Here is a 14,979-nt window from a genome sequence, read left to right on the forward strand (position 1 = left end):
CCTCCTAAGAACTCATGATTAATTTACGATAAAGTGTACTATTTAACTGTGTGGAACTCAAACGCTCTGGGGCATAGCAGGCACTCTGCCAGACGCCTTCGTTTAATGGCACTTCAGTTCTTTGCAAAAAATCTTCATAGCCATCCAACAGCTCACCATTATTCATATCTGCAAGCAACGAAATGTCGAAACTCGCCTGCCTAATGGCATCTTGACAACCATCCCTAATCAACATTAACGACCGCTTTTCATATTCATGAAACAACACAAAGGCGAACTCCCTGTGTCTGCTGTCATGACTCGCCAAAAAAATACCTGAAATCTGAACTGGTAAGTCATGACCATCTATCATAAAAAAATACACGCTTGGTCTTTTGTGATTTTGCTTTAAAATCATCTCACCAAGCTGACCCCGCCCTCGAATCATCCAGTCAGTGATGGTCTTAGACCATAATGGCAAGTTGTGTGATGTTAGGAACTCGGCATGGTGAGGCAATTTACCATAAAATGACACTAACATACAAACCCCTTTAACTCACCAAGCAAAAAAGGATTTGTGCCAGAGATAGACTTAAACTCAATATGTACTTCATGTTTATCCAATTCAAAGGTTGCAATCACCCCTTTGTTGTCTTTGGTATTAATAATCCGACTTGCCTTATCCATCAATCTAAACACAGACCAATCACCTTTCACTTCCAAGCCATGACTTTGGTTATTAAAATCCATGGCTTTTAGAGTCATGCTTTTTTGTGTTGATGGCCAAGAGAGTTTGATGCTTTTTTGAGGTCCATGATAATAGGTGGTCTGCGTACCATCATAACTTACGGACAGCTCTTTAATGTCTTTATCCATCGCCATGATTTTCATCGTAAAATCCAATGCAGGGTTTTTGGAGCCCGCCAAAAATTTTGTATTAATTTTTTGGGCGTTTTGGTAATGTTTATGCCTATCCGAGCCTTCAAGTAGCGACAAAAAAGGGGTACTTAGTCGCTCATTCACCAAAATATTACTCTGCAATGTCTGCATGAACAAACCCTCCGAGCCAAATACTTTAGCAAACTCTTGAAGCGATACCTCTTGAGGGGCTGATTTGTCAAAAGGATACTTTCCAGCGATTAAGCTTTCACAGCCTTGCCTGACATGAGCATCTTGTTGTTCAGCGATGGACAGCACCGTTTTTTTTTGCTCTTCGATGACGGCTTGTGCTTGCTCGTCTTTATAGGTTTGCTGATAGTCTTTGCTCGTTTGGGATATCTGCCCCACAAATTGGTCTAACATGGGTCTAAACGGGTCAGGCAGACGACTGACCTGAGCCTGATAGTTAATGACCGGTTTGTTATCAGGCATCAGTGCATCATTGTTTTGCATACTCATCTGCAATGCCACCAAATACACATACAGGTCATTGATTGATTTGGCAATTTCATCCAACTGAGATGGCATGCCTTCACTGCTTTGGACTAATACATGAAATTGAGAAAAATGAGTTGCCACATCCTGCAGATAGCCTCTCATCTGAGCAGAAGTTTCGTTGGTCTTGGCGGTCTTTTTGGCCTGCATCACAGCTTCCTTGTCCTGCTTGACTTCCTGACCTGTGTTCGCCGTGACATCATTGGCAACATCAGGTGTCGGCTTGGTAACCTCCTCCACAAGGTTGGTATTATCATAAATACCACGGATGATACCTGCCAAAGAGGAGTTTTTTTCTGATAATTGCTTTGACATGACGATGGTTTGTTGTAAATTTTTTGGTTCTAACATCCTAATGTCTGCAATGTACTGTTGCCAATAGGTGATATAATCATTGGTGTATTTTTGATAAATATCTGACAACACCTGCTCTTTTGAGGCAAAAAAAGCATTGTTTGGCATGACCCAATTTTCTGTATTATAAAAATTATCTAGGCGAGTATTGACATAAGGCAAAAACAGATTCTGATAGCCATATTTTGTGTACAGTACTGGCATGGGAGAATTCAATGTCTTGCCACTTACCCTGCGAAATAAGCTTTGCGTGGCAGAACCGCCCATGGACACAAAAGATACGGACGGCATGCCTTTGGTGTCAAGAGTTTGGGTATATCCTATCAAATCGGCATAGACCACATTACCAATATCCTGCCCTGCCAACATCTCTCGGGCTTTATTTATCATCGCCAAATCTTGGGGGTCGTTTGGCGTGATTTTTTTTTCAATCAATATTTGCTTTAACTGCTCAAAGTTATCAGCGTTTGACTCAAATGCTTCATTAGGCAAGTTGGATTGCACCCATCCGGCGATAAATTTGCCATCATAATGCTTATTATCATAAAGCATGAGATAGGCTTTTAGATTTTGATATAGTCCCGCCAAAGAGCCTTGGGCGGTGTTATTTTTGAGCTTATCTTTGATGGTGGTGGAGATGAGTTCGTTCAAACTCTTCTCAACAAGCGAACGATATTTTTGTTGTGAGGTGGCATAAATCCTGTCATAATCATTTAGACCAACATCGCCCAAAAAACTTTTTTGGGTTAGCTCTGCTGATATGTCACGATTGGGGATAACCCTAACTTTGTTGGCAAAATCAAGTACTGCCAAGGCATTACCACCATCCACCGAGCTTGACATGGCATGAGCCTCTTGGGTGTTTTTCTCCACCTTATCAAGATACGCTGAGTTCTTGAAGAAAGCCTTGATAAAAATCACCGCACACGCAATGGTTAATGCCGACAATAACAAGCACAACCCCCAATAAACCATTCTTTGCTTCTTGAGCCAAGAAGCATCCGTCCCTGCCAAATTGGACGTCTCCATCAAAACAAAATGGTAAAAATGATTAATAAAATAAGGCTTCGAACCAAACATTAAGCCGTTATTGTCTTGGATGTATTTGGATTGCAGTTGGTATTTGGGATTGGCATGAGCCATTTCCCCCATTTCCTGCTGAGCAGAACTGGTAAAATAAACCCCGCCCAAATGAAGCATGGCATCATATTTTGACAGATTTAGGAGTTTTTTGAGATAGCTTTTTAGGTGCGTGGTAAAGTCAGCAAATTCTGAGGCAAAAGACAATGCTAAATCCGATGGTTCATTCTGTTGATTGTTATATGCCACACTGTTAAATATATTTAACTCAATGGATTCTGCGATGTCGTCTAATTTTTTGGTGATGATATTTATCTTTTCTGCCGAATTATCGGACAAAACATCCAAAGTAATGCCAAATACCTTATTTCTATCCTCTTCGGTAAGATAATTAAAATACTGCCCAAAACCAGTGATGAGGTCAATTTTATTAATGACCACATAAAATGGGAAGCTGATGTTAAATGTGTTTTGCACCTCTTGCAATCTAATTCTAAATTCGGACAGCTGGCTTTCTAGATACTGTTCATCATTTTTCATGATGTCGTCCGCCCCAATCATCAACACCAGTCCATTGATGGGTTGTTTGGTACGGCACCGCTTTAATAGATGGAGTAACTCCTGCCAGTCATCACTGTTTTTTGACTGATTGTCCTGCTCAACGAATCTACCTGCTGTATCAATCAGTACCGCATCATCCGTCAAAAACCAGTCACAATCTTGTGTGCCTGCCAACCTAGAAGTATTCTCCACGGTGCCAATGGGGAATTTCAACCCCGAATTTAGAATGGAGGTGGTCTTTCCAACGCCTGAAGCACCCATCAACAAAAACCAAGGTTTTTGATAGATATAACCTTTTTTATCCGTAAATAGTCTTTGTACAAGGTTTTTATTTTGTGTATCATTATGTTTTTGCAAAATCAAATCCACCGAATTGAACTGTTCGGTGATTTTGTTTTTATTGACTGCTTTATCATCAGAGGATAGGTCGCTAGCTTTTAGCTCTTCCATGACGTGTTTGTTAAGCTGTCTTTGTTTATACCATTTATAGGCATTTACCCCGATTACCACCAGCACAATAAGGCAACTTAACAAGACTTTTACCCAAGTTGGCTCCAAAGGCTTCCATGTACCTATCTGAAGATAAGCACCCCCAAACCAAATCATAGAGATTAGAGATACCGCCCCAAATCCACCCCATAGCATCCCAACATTTATCATCGATAAAAAGTTCATTATCACCCCATTATTGTATTGTGTTAATTTGCGTGCCTTCGGTATCTTTTAGCAATGGCGAACCTTCATCCAAATACACAATGATTTCTACTCTGCGATTTTTCGCTCTGTTTAATTCAGAATCATTAGGCAGTACAGGATTTTGGTCGCCTTTACCCTCAGAACGCACTCGAGAAGCATCTTCAATATATCTGAGCAAAATCTGCTTAACTGCATCCGCCCTTCCTTGTGATAGGTGCCAGTTAGAGGGGTAAGCCGAACTACTGATTGGTCTATCGTCAGTATAGCCTGAAACAATAATCTGACCATGGACGATATTTAGGGCTTGGCTCACACTTGCCAATACAGGGAAAAATCTATCTTCTATCTTGTCTGAGCCTGAGGCAAACAGCTCATCACCCAAGATGGTAATCTTGCTTGCTGTTGGTGTCTCACTGACCTCAATAAGCCCGCTTTCAATCTCATTTTTGAGTAGTGGTGTCAGCCTTCTTGGTTGTGTGCTTGCAACGGGCGTTTCTTGCTTGACGGGAATGGTCAGTGCTTGTATGGATTGATTGATGCTGTCTGTTCTGTTTGTAAGCTGATAATCAAAGATTTTATAAAGCCCCAATAACAGCAAACCAAAAGCCAGTGCCATCACCCAAATAGGCACCACCTTATTTCTAATACCGCTTAGCTCGCCTGCTGATGGCCTATCCATCAACAATGGCGATGAGGGCAATGACTTGTATTTGGCGATGAGTTTTTCTAGCTCTTTTTTGAGGTTATGAATGCTGACCTGTCCATTATTGAGTACTTGATATTTACCCATATACCCAATAACCAAACAATAGTACATAAACTCAATTAAGTTAAGATTCTTTTGGGGCTCTGCCTTGATTTTATCCAACATGGCAAAAAACTGCTCGCCACCCCACGTCTCACTATGAAACGTGACCAATAGACTGTTTGCCATCCACTCTTGATCCGCCCAACCATGCTTGGCGGCAAATTCATCAAGCAACGTGCATAAACAATATCTGGCAGCACGAACCGTCTCATAACGCACACCCATGCCCTCAGACTGCTCTTCAAAAGCCTCAATCTGTGCTTTTAGATGTTTTAATACTTCTGCACTCCCTAGATTGCTATAGTAGTACTTCATCTGAGAGGCTATCGCAAACAAGGGGATGGCTGATTTTACCAAAGGATTGCTGTCATCAGCACTGATAGAGGCACTCTGCTGACTGGATAATCCTGTCTCAATTTCTTCAAATCTGACCGCTTGCATGATTTGTCCTGTTTAAATACATTATTATCACAACTTAACTTATCATGTCTGTTTAATCAATAAACAGGTTTGATTGCCCAAAATTCAATTTGCAACTCTGGAAATTCACCCGCCAGATGTAGTGCCATGCCTGATGATTGGTGCAAATCCGCCCACAACTCAGAAGTCTTATCAAGCTCAAAGTAGCTAAACCCTGCATAATATGGGAGCTCTCTGGGTGCTGTTGCCAATGCATTAACCTTGACCCCAGGCAGATGATAAGCCACCAAATCTTTTATTTTTTCAACAGAGCCGATCTTGATGGTCGCTGGCAGCGTCTGTCTTAATGCCTCCGGCTGGATATTGGCATTCACCGCCAATACAAAACGGCAATTATTAAGCAGTGACTTATCGGGTGTAATAGCAACTCGGGTCGTCTCATCAGTCATCTCAAACGGAATGAGAATGGCTTTTTGTTCTAGCACAATCGACAGAGCCTGTTTTAGCAACGCCATGAGTTCAGCATAACATTCTTTGAGATTGTCATGGTGGTAACTCGGCAATGCCAAGTTCATTTTGGTTGGCTCGAACGTGCTTAGGTCACCATAGAGTTTTAACCAACTTTCATATAATTCACAAGGATGTATCACAGGCAATGTGGCGGTATGGTGCATATAAGCCTGATAGCGATTGAGGGTCTGTAAAAACAGGAAGTCTCTAACATCATTACTTGTCATTAGAGATGGGTTGGTCAAAACCCCGGTCAAGGATTGAATACGCTGTTTTAATATGCCATGCAACTCTTGATGATGGTTGGCTAGAATCTCATTTTTGTTCACGTTCAAAAATGGCGGAATGAATGTCTTGTCTAGAAAATACTCGCCGTTAGCGTTGCTTGATAAAATCTTGGCAACAGGCAGGTGAATCATGCCATCGCCAAGCTGGCTTGATAACACCAAACGCAAGTTTTTATTGGCAACGACGACCTGTCTTTTGGCAGAATTTAATTCGGTGACATCTGACAGCTCAATACCGTGCAGGATATACTGAGCATTTATACCATCAGCATCATCAATCATGGCATAGTTTTGCTGGTATACAGACTCATTTGACCATGCCAAATACACGGTTTCGGATTCTATGTTTGGCGGAATTTCTATCTTTAATCTTGGACAGCTTTGAGAAGTCTCTTCAAAATACAAGCCATTTTTAAAAAAACCGCTGACCTGTGCCACTTCCAAAATACCCATTTCCTTGGCGGATTCATTAAAATCCAAGTTTTTAAAACCCCAATGATGGTTTTTATTGAGTGCAAAATTATTAATCAGTGTCTCAAAATAACGCTCTTGCTGTTGAAAATGCTGAGGTGAGATTAACGTACCTTCTCCCCAAACAACCTTAAAATCAATCATACGCTCACCTCTTGTAGAAATATCAAAATCACATCAATCCGCCATCAATGCTTTATCCGTAGCAGTTTTACCATCCCCTAAGACATCAACCGCATCCATCTTTGGCTTGGGTGATGAAAAATAACCCTTTGACATGTCAGCAGGTGCGGATTCTTCAAGTGCTTTTTCAAGTTTTTTTAATGCTTTGTCTTGCTCACGCTTGGTGAGTTTTTTAAAATCCTCCATGCTCTTGCCCTGCTCTTTGAGTTTAAAGGCAAGCATTTTGCTCAAAGCTTCTTGTTTGGATAACTGAACCACGCCCTGTGGCTGAACATGCAAGTATAAAAAATGATTGTCCCTGACTTGATACCAGCGTTTATCCTGCTTTTGCAGGGATTGCTTCCAATCATTTGACTCATCACGATAAGCTGTCGCCACTCCTAGGTATTTGGTTTTGTCATTTAGGGGAAGCTTGAATTCTAAAAGCTCATCAGGTCTTAGGGTGACATCAGTCTGTTCAAGCATGCTTCCACCCAAAAGCTCGCCATAGGATTTGTCATCACTCATCATATGTGGCAGTTGTCTAAACTGTATCTCAGAACTTAGCTGTAATAATGTCAGACGAACAGGTGAAGCAACACCCAATATATCCTCGTTGATGTCGGCGTCAGACATCAAAATCACGTCAATCTCAGAGGGTGCTTTGTCATCACTTGACGGCAAAGAAGCACAGCCATACAGAGCCATCATGGGTAGCAAGATAGCCCACAGACCTTTTGTGCGTTTAATAATATTCATCATCATCCTTATCTGGATTATCAGGCTTGGCATGTTGGTCTAAGATGTTTTTGGTGGTTTCTTTGAGTTTTGTTAAAAATAACTGCTCTTGAAGTTCTTTTTTATGCTCATAAGAGAGACTTGACTGAATGTACTGTGACAAATAAACCGTCATGTCATCAGAGGGCTTATCTACGTCGCCTCGGGTGCGGCTGTCTTTGTACATCTGTCTAAGCTGTGCCACATCATACAAATCCATGTAAATGGTGGCGATTTTTTCATTCAACCAAGAGTCAAACTCAGATGAAGATACCGACTCTGCCATGCTCTGTTTTAGCATGGATGAAGTCGCTTTGTCCTCATGGTACTGTTTGATAAGTTCTTTTTGCTTATGGGTTTTGATAAGCTCAGCAAGCGCTTCATTGACCAGAGTCTCGGTATCGCCTTTTAGAAGACCTGGGATTTGATGGGACTGAGCCACTTGATGGGCAATAAAGTATTCATCATCTAGGTCAGCCACTGCGATGGTCGATGTCGTCAGCAGTCCTAGCAACATCATCTTTGGCAGTAAAACCCAACTGCGTGTAAAGCTTTGGGACATTAACTTATTTTTCATCTGCCTTGTCATTCTCATGGTTGGTCTGGTTCGTCTGACCTTCTGATGTCTCATCATCCACTGCTGTCTTATCGGGTGAATCATCAGGATAAACCAAAGCAGAACGATGCTCCATGCCAAAATTTCTATCCAAAAAAAACTCATGCATTGACTGTTTGAGTTCTAATAATTTTTTTGCCAGCAGTTCATTGTTGTGACTGTCTGTGGTTGGTGGGGTCTGAGCCATTTGTAACTGTGTCAGTGAATGCTCATGCTCCTTTTGCAAAATCAAATACGCCTTGATAATCTCATCCTCAACCTGTCTCTCCTCTGCGGTGAGCTCTCTATCTGCCTCTGCTAAGCTCTCAAAAATGGCTTGGCGAGCATACTGCCTTGCCTTATCTTCTGATGCCCCAGTGTTGGCGTGTGCGGTCGTCATACATAGCACACAACCCAATATTCCTAATATATTTTTGCGTTTAACCATACTTCACCAATCATCAACGTTGCTATGCTCATAATAAATCAAACAAAAGAAGCCACCCGACCACATCAAATAGATGTCTAAATCACCCTATAAAATCATACATCATTTAGAACAAAATAACAACAATTACTATTAAAATTTATACAGCCACACTTGGGTTAAAACGTTCGCCCCAATCCTCCTTTTTTGACTGTACGAGCGTGAGTGTAGGGGGTTTGTATAACCCCTACATGATGGCAACATCATACCACAATTATACACAAGGACGTTTACGACCACGGCTGTCTTTGCAGGTGGGCATGATAGATTCATGGCGTTTCCAGTATTCTAAATCTTTAACAGGAATGGTAGGAACACCATTTTTACAAATAAAGTCATTTAAAGCTAAGGGTAATTGGTGTTTGGTTGTAAAGGCATTTAATTTGCCTCACTACGGATTTCACGACCTTGGCAGTCTTTGGGAAGTTTGGGGGCGTCGCCATCGCAGATAAAGTTACCACCGATTTCACGGGGGAGACCGTGTTTTTCTGGATAGCTATTTCCTTCATGAGCATGTATAAATCCTTTTTGACAATCAAACCTCGCCTCACCTCGAGCATTTTTAAATCTCTTTGATTTACCATTTGCCCCTGCTTCTTGACCATAGCCTCTTAGACCTTTAAATGGGTCGCAGGCGGTTAGGGTAAATGATGATAAAAGGATTGATAAAATAAGCATGGCTTTGGTTTTCATAAGGTCTCTCCTTATTTAGTCTTGAGAAACGGCTCTCTCAATATACAAACACAGAGCAAGCTAACTTTTACGATAGTGTGCCACAAACATGATTGATATCAACTTTGTTTAATGATACGATAATCATATCGAAAGTTTATAGAGAGTAATTATTATGTCCGTTTGTCCTGCCATAAGACAAGGTGATGCTACGACACATGGTGGTACAGTCATCACCGCCTCCTCTAATTTAAATATTTATGGAAAAACAGGCGCTTGTATGGGCGACATGGTTACTTGCCCAAAATGCCGAGGTACCTTTCCTATTATTGAAGGCGCCTCTAGTGCCAATACCTTTGGCAAATCTTTAGCATTAGATGGCATGATGACTGCTTGTGGTGCCAAACTCATTGCCTCGCAATCACAGTTTGTGGTAGAAATAACAAAAGGTAAGGGTGCTGCTCACAAAGCTTCCAGCAACACCGATTCTGCCACACCTTTGTTTGATGAACAGTTTGTCCTGCAAAGTGAAGACGGTACATTGCTTACAGGCATGGTATATGAACTCAAATTTTCCGATGGTTCTATCATTAAGGGGGTAACCTGCGATGAGGGTTGTACAGAGCGTATACAGGCAGATACCGCCTTGGAATTGGTAGAAATTAGTTATCCTGTACTTATACCCCCCTCCCAAGGGGACTGCTGTAGTGCAAGTGCAGAGATTGCCATGTATGATTTGCCTATCAATCAATACCAAAGTCAGCCTACTCTACTTACCAATTCACTGATTGGCATTTCAAAGAAAATATTGCAACTTATTTTTGGTAAATATAGAGGGCTTACCGCAAATGAGCGTAAGCTTGTCATGCCGATATTTAAAGACAGCATTGACTATGATAAAGTTAAGATTCATCATGGACGATTTATCCCAATCTTTCAACCCAGTCAAACTGCCATGACACCCTTTGGCACCATTCATTTTCCTGACGATATTTACGAAGAGGATTATACTTCACCTAGCAGGGTATTTCCGGATGTTATTTCTTCAAAAAATCTTTTTGTTCATGAAATGGCCCATGTATGGCAGTACCAATTAGGTTACTCGCCTTTTTTAAATGGTATTATTATTGCACTCAAAGGGGGTTATTTCGGGAATAGAAATTATATACATCATGATGGTTATCCAGTAGCCAATGCTTATGAGTATCTTTCTAAAGTTCAATCCAATCAAGACTTATCTGACTTTAATATGGAGCAGCAAGCCTCTATCGTTGCAGATTATTATAGACTTCTTTCCAAACCCTGATTTTTATGGATTTTTAAAAACTTCAACCCCAATACTTATAAGGGTTTATTTTTAGTTTGGAAAGAGATTTTATGTTAATATTGCACATGGTTTAATCAACTTAAATGCCTCTCAGCTTGCAGATATTAGAATGATTATAGCTAAATTTGATAGGAATCTAAAAGATGCAGCACTTTTACCAAAACACAATGATGTATAAGTTTTTTATTATTTTAATGACACTATCCTCTCTTTCAATGGGTTATGCCAATTCATTTGTTAATCTTAGTAAAGAAGATGGCGAAGTGTTGATTTCTTTGGTGGATGATTATCCCTGTTTTAGTCTAAATGCCAATAAAGAAATCAGTAGTTTTTATCTTAGGGATATGGGGGGAGAAGACCCAAAATTACTGCCATTACAAGAAAATAATTTTCATTATAATGGTCATTGTATCAGTTATGGCTATGATGTTTCACATAAATTTATTCACAATAGCTCCTATGAAATATATATAAAAGTCGCCGCCGAAGATATGAAAAAATACCGTTATCATTATCATAAGGCAAGCTTTTGCGTCCTAAAATCCCAAAAAGGAACAACACGACTGGTTAAAACTAGAAAATCGCATTTTTGGGAGACTGGTGGTCAATTGAAATGCACCAATCAGGACTGGACGCAAAAATAATTGCCACTTGCCCTTAAAATAAACATGATTTAACCAAGAAAGCTCAAATGGTAAGTCTATAACTGTAGTTGTATACCCCACATCATACCACAATTATACACAAGGACGTTTACGACCACGGCTGTCTTTGCAGGTGGGTTTTTCTGCCTCCAATCTCTTCATCATAGGCATAAATTCAGCAGGGATTTTTGGTGTGCCAGTACTGCAATCATAAACAATCGTTCCTTGCGGTAATTGGTGTTTTGTGGTGTAGGCATTTAATTCTGCTTCACTACGAATCTCCCGACCTTGACAGTCTTTGGGAAGTTTGGGGGTGTCGCCATCGCAGATAAAGTTACCACCGATTTCTAGGGGGAGACCGTGATAGCTTAGATAAGATGAGCCTGTTCCTGCTGACAAAGTACTTCCTGTACATTTTGACACATTCCCCCCCCTAGCATTTTTAAATCCTTTAAATTTTCCATTTGCTCCTGATTCTTGTCCATAGCCTCTTAGACCTTTAAATGGGTCGCAGGCGGTTAGGGTTAGGGATGATAGGGTTAGCATGATGATAAGAAAGATGTTAAAAGGCTTCATGATATTTCTCCTTGTGATTTAGCCTTGATGGACAGTTCGGTAGAACTGGTTGGTTTGTGGGTTGATGTGGGGGACACTGACATAAGCCAGTAAGAGACTGGCTGGGTCTCTTTTCATGGTGCTACACCAGTGTAGGTAGTCGTGAAATAGGATTTTGCTTTTGTTTGCGTCTTTAATACCAACATAGTACTCTTTGCCCTCTTGTGTGCCATTGATGATATCATTATCAATAAAGTATTTGGCTTTGTTGGTTTTAAAGTTTTGGTATTTCTCCCAAGCTTTATCAATCAGGTCTTTGGAAAGTCCTTGTAGCATTGTATCACCATCAAAGGTGTTTATGTCATATTTGGTGAATTGATATGAGTGATGAATGCCTAGGTCTTTCATGATGTCAAACATGAGTTTGGTGGCGACTTTGGGGTAGTGTTTGGAAATGTCATCAACCCTGTCTTTGCCATTATCAAACTTTCTATGTACCTTAATCTTATCCATCTTTAATTTATCCCAACCGCTGTCATCTCGCCAAATCTCCCTTTTGTTTTTATCAAACCAACCTTGCCTAGATAAAATATTAATAACTTCATCAAAATCTGCCCGTTGTAGCTCCATCAGGGCTTTTTCTTCGGCTTGTACCACTTGGGAGAAGACCAAAGGAGAGAACAGCTTGATTTTGGTCAGTAGGGCAAAGGGAGCACTGGCTAGGTTGTATTTTTGGCAGATGGTGGTGGGGTCGTCAACGTGTTTAAGCTCCCATTTTTTTCATCCGTCTTTTCATTTTTATCTTGCTTCCACCTTGTCTCCAACCCATCCCCGATGTCGGTATGACAACCAGGGATGACAACCTCAAAGCCACAGCCTTGCTGTACACACTCAGCGATGGTGGTGGTGGCAAACTTTTGGCGGAACTCATGACCTGCGACGATGTGGACGACTTGGATGGGTCTGCGTGAGCCAAAGATAAGCCCTTGTTTTTCGTCTTTGACATCGTCATCGTGGTTTAGCCCGATGGAGCTGACGGTATCAAAGAGTCCGACAAACTTTACTTTAAGTTGCATGACTGGTTTGTTATCTTTGTCTTTTTGTATAAAACTCAACGCTGGGGCTGATGGTCTGGGTCTGTCCCTGTCTGGGATACGGTCAAAGGGACCTTCATTGACATACCGCTCCTCTTCGTTTAGTAGCTTATCCACCTCTTTGGTGATGTCCTTGTCATGTCCATAGTTTAGCACACGATGGACAAACATGCGAGCGGTGGCAGCCCCCCCGACTAAAACCATAGACATTAAAGCTGACTTGGTCAATCTCTATGGCTTGGCTCTTTTGTTGTATGACATTGTATATCTTTCTAAACATTTGCTGAAGTTTGCCATAAACACCGCTATCGCCCATGCCCAGACCAGAGCCAATCATACTATCACCTGAGAAGTCTTGTTTGATAAGACTGTAATGGGCATTTTTTGGGTCATAATCAGAATGCTTGGCAGGAACCAAAGGATTGGTTTGCTCTCTGGCTTTATGAGGTGTTACTGCACCTGCACCATCGACATACAGTGCCACCATACGCTCATTACCACCAAAAGCTCGTGCCAGTTGGTCTACACCTGTGGGAGCTCGTGCAAAGCTGGTGTTATTGCCGTTGTACTCTTTTTTGAGTAGCCGTTCGGCATAGGTGGTGTCCCCATCAAATGGACGACGGGTCTTTTTTTGGTTCTCTCCTTTACTAATGGTTTCCTCAACACCGTGAACTTTGTCAGGGTCATTATACCTATCACTATTATAACGACTGTTCCAAGTGCCGTCAAAAAAGACGTTTATCTCCAAATAGTTGACGGTACATTCTACCGATGAGCCGTCTTGTGGGTTACTTGTGCCTTTGCCGATGCTTTTTGGTGGGCTTTGTTCTGTATTTGTACTGGTTTGCTCCATGTGTCTCTCCTATCTGAACCAAGTGTACTCATCATCACTGAGTGCCTTTGTGGTTATCTGTGCGTCTAGTATCTGCTCTTTGTGTCCGTTGGTCAAAAACACGTTATCTGTCATGTCCGTGGTGAGATTGACCACCAATGCGGTAGGTCTGTTTGAGCTAAAAAAGCCTCTAAACACCTCAAAAATCGCCACGTCATCATCGGGCTGTTCGGTTCTGCCCTGTCTGTGCTTGGATAGGTTTATCATCGCATGGTGTCTTTTGCCCTGTTTTTTGAAAAACAGTGAGAGCCATGCAGGAGCAGGACTGGGGATGGCTGAGTCTTTTGGTGTCTGTGTGTCATATGTGGCTATCTCGCCATTGACATAGCCGACATGATACACCACTGGACTGACATCACAGGCTAGATGCCATGCAAATCGCTGTGTGCTGTATCTGTGCCAACGGTCGGGTAGCTTGCCCTGCTCGATTTGTGCCAAGATGGTGGGTGGTACCATGTCAGAGTATGTGGCGACATACTCTGACATGGTCATCCTACTGGGGTCAAAGTGGTTGGTCAGTGCAAAAAACTCCCATGATGCATTCGCCACTTCTGCCTCATATGTGGCAAGCTCCTGTATGTGGTTGGCAAAACCTGCCCGCAAACTCACAAAGCCGTTTGGGGCGATGGCAAACTGGATGTTAATAAAACCTTTGACGACCTGTTCGTGCGTGGTGAGTGTCTGCTGTGCCAACTGCTGTAGCTTGTCCGTGGGTAGATACACAGCCGTATGATAAAAACAGGACTCTGCAAAGGATAGCCACATGAGCTTGACACCAACAGGTAAAAATGTCGGGCTACTGGGCGAACCACCGATGGTATCCACCGCACCGTTACGCCAGCCACCGCCAGCTTGGGCATAAAAGCCCACTCGCTCATCCCCCATCTCATCAAAGAACCAAAAACTCTCTCCTGCCACAAGCTCTATCGGGTAGTGTGTGGGAGCGAACACTTGGGTGTTCCACATGAGTTTGGTGAGTGTGTCGTCTGTGTGTATGTTATCGGTCATCTAAAAATACCTCCAAATCGTCTGTCAAGCCACCTGTAAAGATACGCTCGGTCTGTCCATCTTTGTCAGTGACACCATAAAATACTTCGCCTGATTTACTGACAATCTTGTAACGCTCGTTTGCTAATATATTACCATCAATATCTTTTAATAGACCTCTTTCCAA

Annotated in this window: 15 protein-coding genes; 2 read left to right on the top strand and 13 right to left on the bottom strand. The window is 41.8% G+C overall.

Going from position 1 to position 14,979, the window contains the following annotated elements; genetic code table 11:
* Positions 1 to 4: 4 nt before the first annotated feature.
* The 8 genes from B5J94_RS08630 to B5J94_RS08665 form a co-directional block, all read right to left on the bottom strand.
* Complete coding sequence (locus B5J94_RS08630; RefSeq protein WP_062498963.1) at positions 5 to 520, bottom strand: TagF domain-containing protein; 516 nt, start codon at positions 518 to 520, stop codon at positions 5 to 7.
* Positions 514 to 4,083: a type VI secretion system membrane subunit TssM gene (tssM, locus tag B5J94_RS08635; RefSeq protein ID WP_062498962.1), complete on the bottom strand. Its 3,570-nt coding sequence runs from the start codon at positions 4,081 to 4,083 to the stop codon at positions 514 to 516. Before tssM ends, B5J94_RS08630 begins: the two co-directional genes overlap by 7 nt.
* Positions 4,084 to 4,093: 10 nt before the next feature.
* Positions 4,094 to 5,353, bottom strand: a complete 1,260-nt coding sequence (tssL, locus tag B5J94_RS08640) for a type VI secretion system protein TssL, long form (RefSeq protein ID WP_062498961.1) — start codon at positions 5,351 to 5,353, stop codon at positions 4,094 to 4,096.
* Positions 5,354 to 5,409: 56 nt separating this feature from the next.
* Positions 5,410 to 6,744: a type VI secretion system baseplate subunit TssK gene (gene tssK / locus B5J94_RS08645; protein ID WP_062498960.1), complete on the bottom strand. Its 1,335-nt coding sequence runs from the start codon at positions 6,742 to 6,744 to the stop codon at positions 5,410 to 5,412.
* Between the two features lie 33 nt (positions 6,745 to 6,777).
* The gene (tssJ, locus tag B5J94_RS08650) at positions 6,778 to 7,521 is read right to left on the bottom strand and encodes a type VI secretion system lipoprotein TssJ (protein WP_062498959.1); all 744 of its coding nucleotides are present in this window, start codon (positions 7,519 to 7,521) and stop codon (positions 6,778 to 6,780) included.
* Positions 7,508 to 8,116: a hypothetical protein gene (locus B5J94_RS08655; protein ID WP_062498958.1), complete on the bottom strand. Its 609-nt coding sequence runs from the start codon at positions 8,114 to 8,116 to the stop codon at positions 7,508 to 7,510. Before B5J94_RS08655 ends, tssJ begins: the two co-directional genes overlap by 14 nt.
* Positions 8,106 to 8,534 (bottom strand): hypothetical protein, encoded by a 429-nt coding sequence (locus B5J94_RS08660; RefSeq protein WP_062498957.1) that lies wholly within the window; start codon positions 8,532 to 8,534, stop codon positions 8,106 to 8,108. Before B5J94_RS08660 ends, B5J94_RS08655 begins: the two co-directional genes overlap by 11 nt.
* A gap of 465 nt (positions 8,535 to 8,999) precedes the next feature.
* A complete protein-coding gene (locus B5J94_RS08665; RefSeq protein WP_062498956.1) occupies positions 9,000 to 9,314 on the bottom strand; it encodes a hypothetical protein in 315 nt (104 codons plus the stop codon).
* Positions 9,315 to 9,468: 154 nt separating this feature from the next.
* Between B5J94_RS08665 and B5J94_RS08670 the strand changes: the two genes are divergently transcribed.
* Both B5J94_RS08670 and B5J94_RS08675 read left to right on the top strand, forming a co-directional pair.
* A complete protein-coding gene (locus B5J94_RS08670) occupies positions 9,469 to 10,599 on the top strand; it encodes a PAAR domain-containing protein (protein ID WP_079364068.1) in 1,131 nt (376 codons plus the stop codon).
* 164 nt (positions 10,600 to 10,763) lie between these two features.
* The gene (locus tag B5J94_RS08675) at positions 10,764 to 11,264 is read left to right on the top strand and encodes a hypothetical protein (protein ID WP_079364069.1); all 501 of its coding nucleotides are present in this window, start codon (positions 10,764 to 10,766) and stop codon (positions 11,262 to 11,264) included.
* A 93-nt stretch (positions 11,265 to 11,357) separates the two neighbouring features.
* On the opposite strand, the gene B5J94_RS08680 is transcribed toward B5J94_RS08675, so the two are convergent.
* Genes B5J94_RS08680 through B5J94_RS08700 form a run of 5 tightly spaced genes read right to left on the bottom strand, consistent with a single transcriptional unit; the run spans position 11,358 to position 14,813 of the window.
* The gene (locus B5J94_RS08680; protein WP_062501181.1) at positions 11,358 to 11,840 is read right to left on the bottom strand and encodes a hypothetical protein; all 483 of its coding nucleotides are present in this window, start codon (positions 11,838 to 11,840) and stop codon (positions 11,358 to 11,360) included.
* An 18-nt stretch (positions 11,841 to 11,858) separates the two neighbouring features.
* Positions 11,859 to 12,491, bottom strand: coding sequence for a hypothetical protein (locus tag B5J94_RS08685; protein ID WP_143821944.1), 633 nt, complete (start codon positions 12,489 to 12,491; stop codon positions 11,859 to 11,861).
* Between the two features lie 47 nt (positions 12,492 to 12,538).
* Positions 12,539 to 13,084, bottom strand: a complete 546-nt coding sequence (locus B5J94_RS08690; RefSeq protein WP_062501186.1) for a phospholipase effector Tle1 domain-containing protein — start codon at positions 13,082 to 13,084, stop codon at positions 12,539 to 12,541.
* Positions 13,050 to 13,766, bottom strand: coding sequence for a hypothetical protein (locus tag B5J94_RS08695; RefSeq protein ID WP_062501188.1), 717 nt, complete (start codon positions 13,764 to 13,766; stop codon positions 13,050 to 13,052). The genes B5J94_RS08690 and B5J94_RS08695 overlap by 35 nt, the downstream gene beginning before the upstream one ends.
* Before the next feature lie 9 nt (positions 13,767 to 13,775).
* Positions 13,776 to 14,813: a DUF2931 family protein gene (locus tag B5J94_RS08700; RefSeq protein ID WP_062501190.1), complete on the bottom strand. Its 1,038-nt coding sequence runs from the start codon at positions 14,811 to 14,813 to the stop codon at positions 13,776 to 13,778.
* Positions 14,814 to 14,979 lie beyond the last annotated feature (166 nt).

Source organism: Moraxella lacunata (assembly GCF_002027545.1).
GTDB lineage: Bacteria > Pseudomonadota > Gammaproteobacteria > Pseudomonadales > Moraxellaceae > Moraxella > Moraxella lacunata.

Excerpts from the sequence above, each read along its gene's own strand:
- B5J94_RS08700 (WP_062501190.1), bottom strand. The coding sequence starts at position 14,813 with ATGACCGATAACATACACACAGACGACACACTCACCAAACTCATGTGG.
- tssM (WP_062498962.1), bottom strand. The coding sequence starts at position 4,083 with ATGAACTTTTTATCGATGATAAATGTTGGGATGCTATGGGGTGGATTT.
- tssJ (WP_062498959.1), bottom strand. The coding sequence starts at position 7,521 with ATGAATATTATTAAACGCACAAAAGGTCTGTGGGCTATCTTGCTACCC.
- B5J94_RS08675 (WP_079364069.1), top strand. The coding sequence starts at position 10,764 with ATGCAGCACTTTTACCAAAACACAATGATGTATAAGTTTTTTATTATT.
- B5J94_RS08655 (WP_062498958.1), bottom strand. The coding sequence starts at position 8,116 with ATGAAAAATAAGTTAATGTCCCAAAGCTTTACACGCAGTTGGGTTTTA.
- B5J94_RS08670 (WP_079364068.1), top strand. The coding sequence starts at position 9,469 with ATGTCCGTTTGTCCTGCCATAAGACAAGGTGATGCTACGACACATGGT.
- B5J94_RS08660 (WP_062498957.1), bottom strand. The coding sequence starts at position 8,534 with ATGACGACCGCACACGCCAACACTGGGGCATCAGAAGATAAGGCAAGG.
- tssL (WP_062498961.1), bottom strand. The coding sequence starts at position 5,353 with ATGCAAGCGGTCAGATTTGAAGAAATTGAGACAGGATTATCCAGTCAG.
- B5J94_RS08695 (WP_062501188.1), bottom strand. The coding sequence starts at position 13,766 with ATGGAGCAAACCAGTACAAATACAGAACAAAGCCCACCAAAAAGCATC.
- tssK (WP_062498960.1), bottom strand. The coding sequence starts at position 6,744 with ATGATTGATTTTAAGGTTGTTTGGGGAGAAGGTACGTTAATCTCACCT.
- B5J94_RS08690 (WP_062501186.1), bottom strand. The coding sequence starts at position 13,084 with ATGTTTGTCCATCGTGTGCTAAACTATGGACATGACAAGGACATCACC.
- B5J94_RS08630 (WP_062498963.1), bottom strand. The coding sequence starts at position 520 with ATGTTAGTGTCATTTTATGGTAAATTGCCTCACCATGCCGAGTTCCTA.
- B5J94_RS08680 (WP_062501181.1), bottom strand. The coding sequence starts at position 11,840 with ATGAAGCCTTTTAACATCTTTCTTATCATCATGCTAACCCTATCATCC.
- B5J94_RS08665 (WP_062498956.1), bottom strand. The coding sequence starts at position 9,314 with ATGAAAACCAAAGCCATGCTTATTTTATCAATCCTTTTATCATCATTT.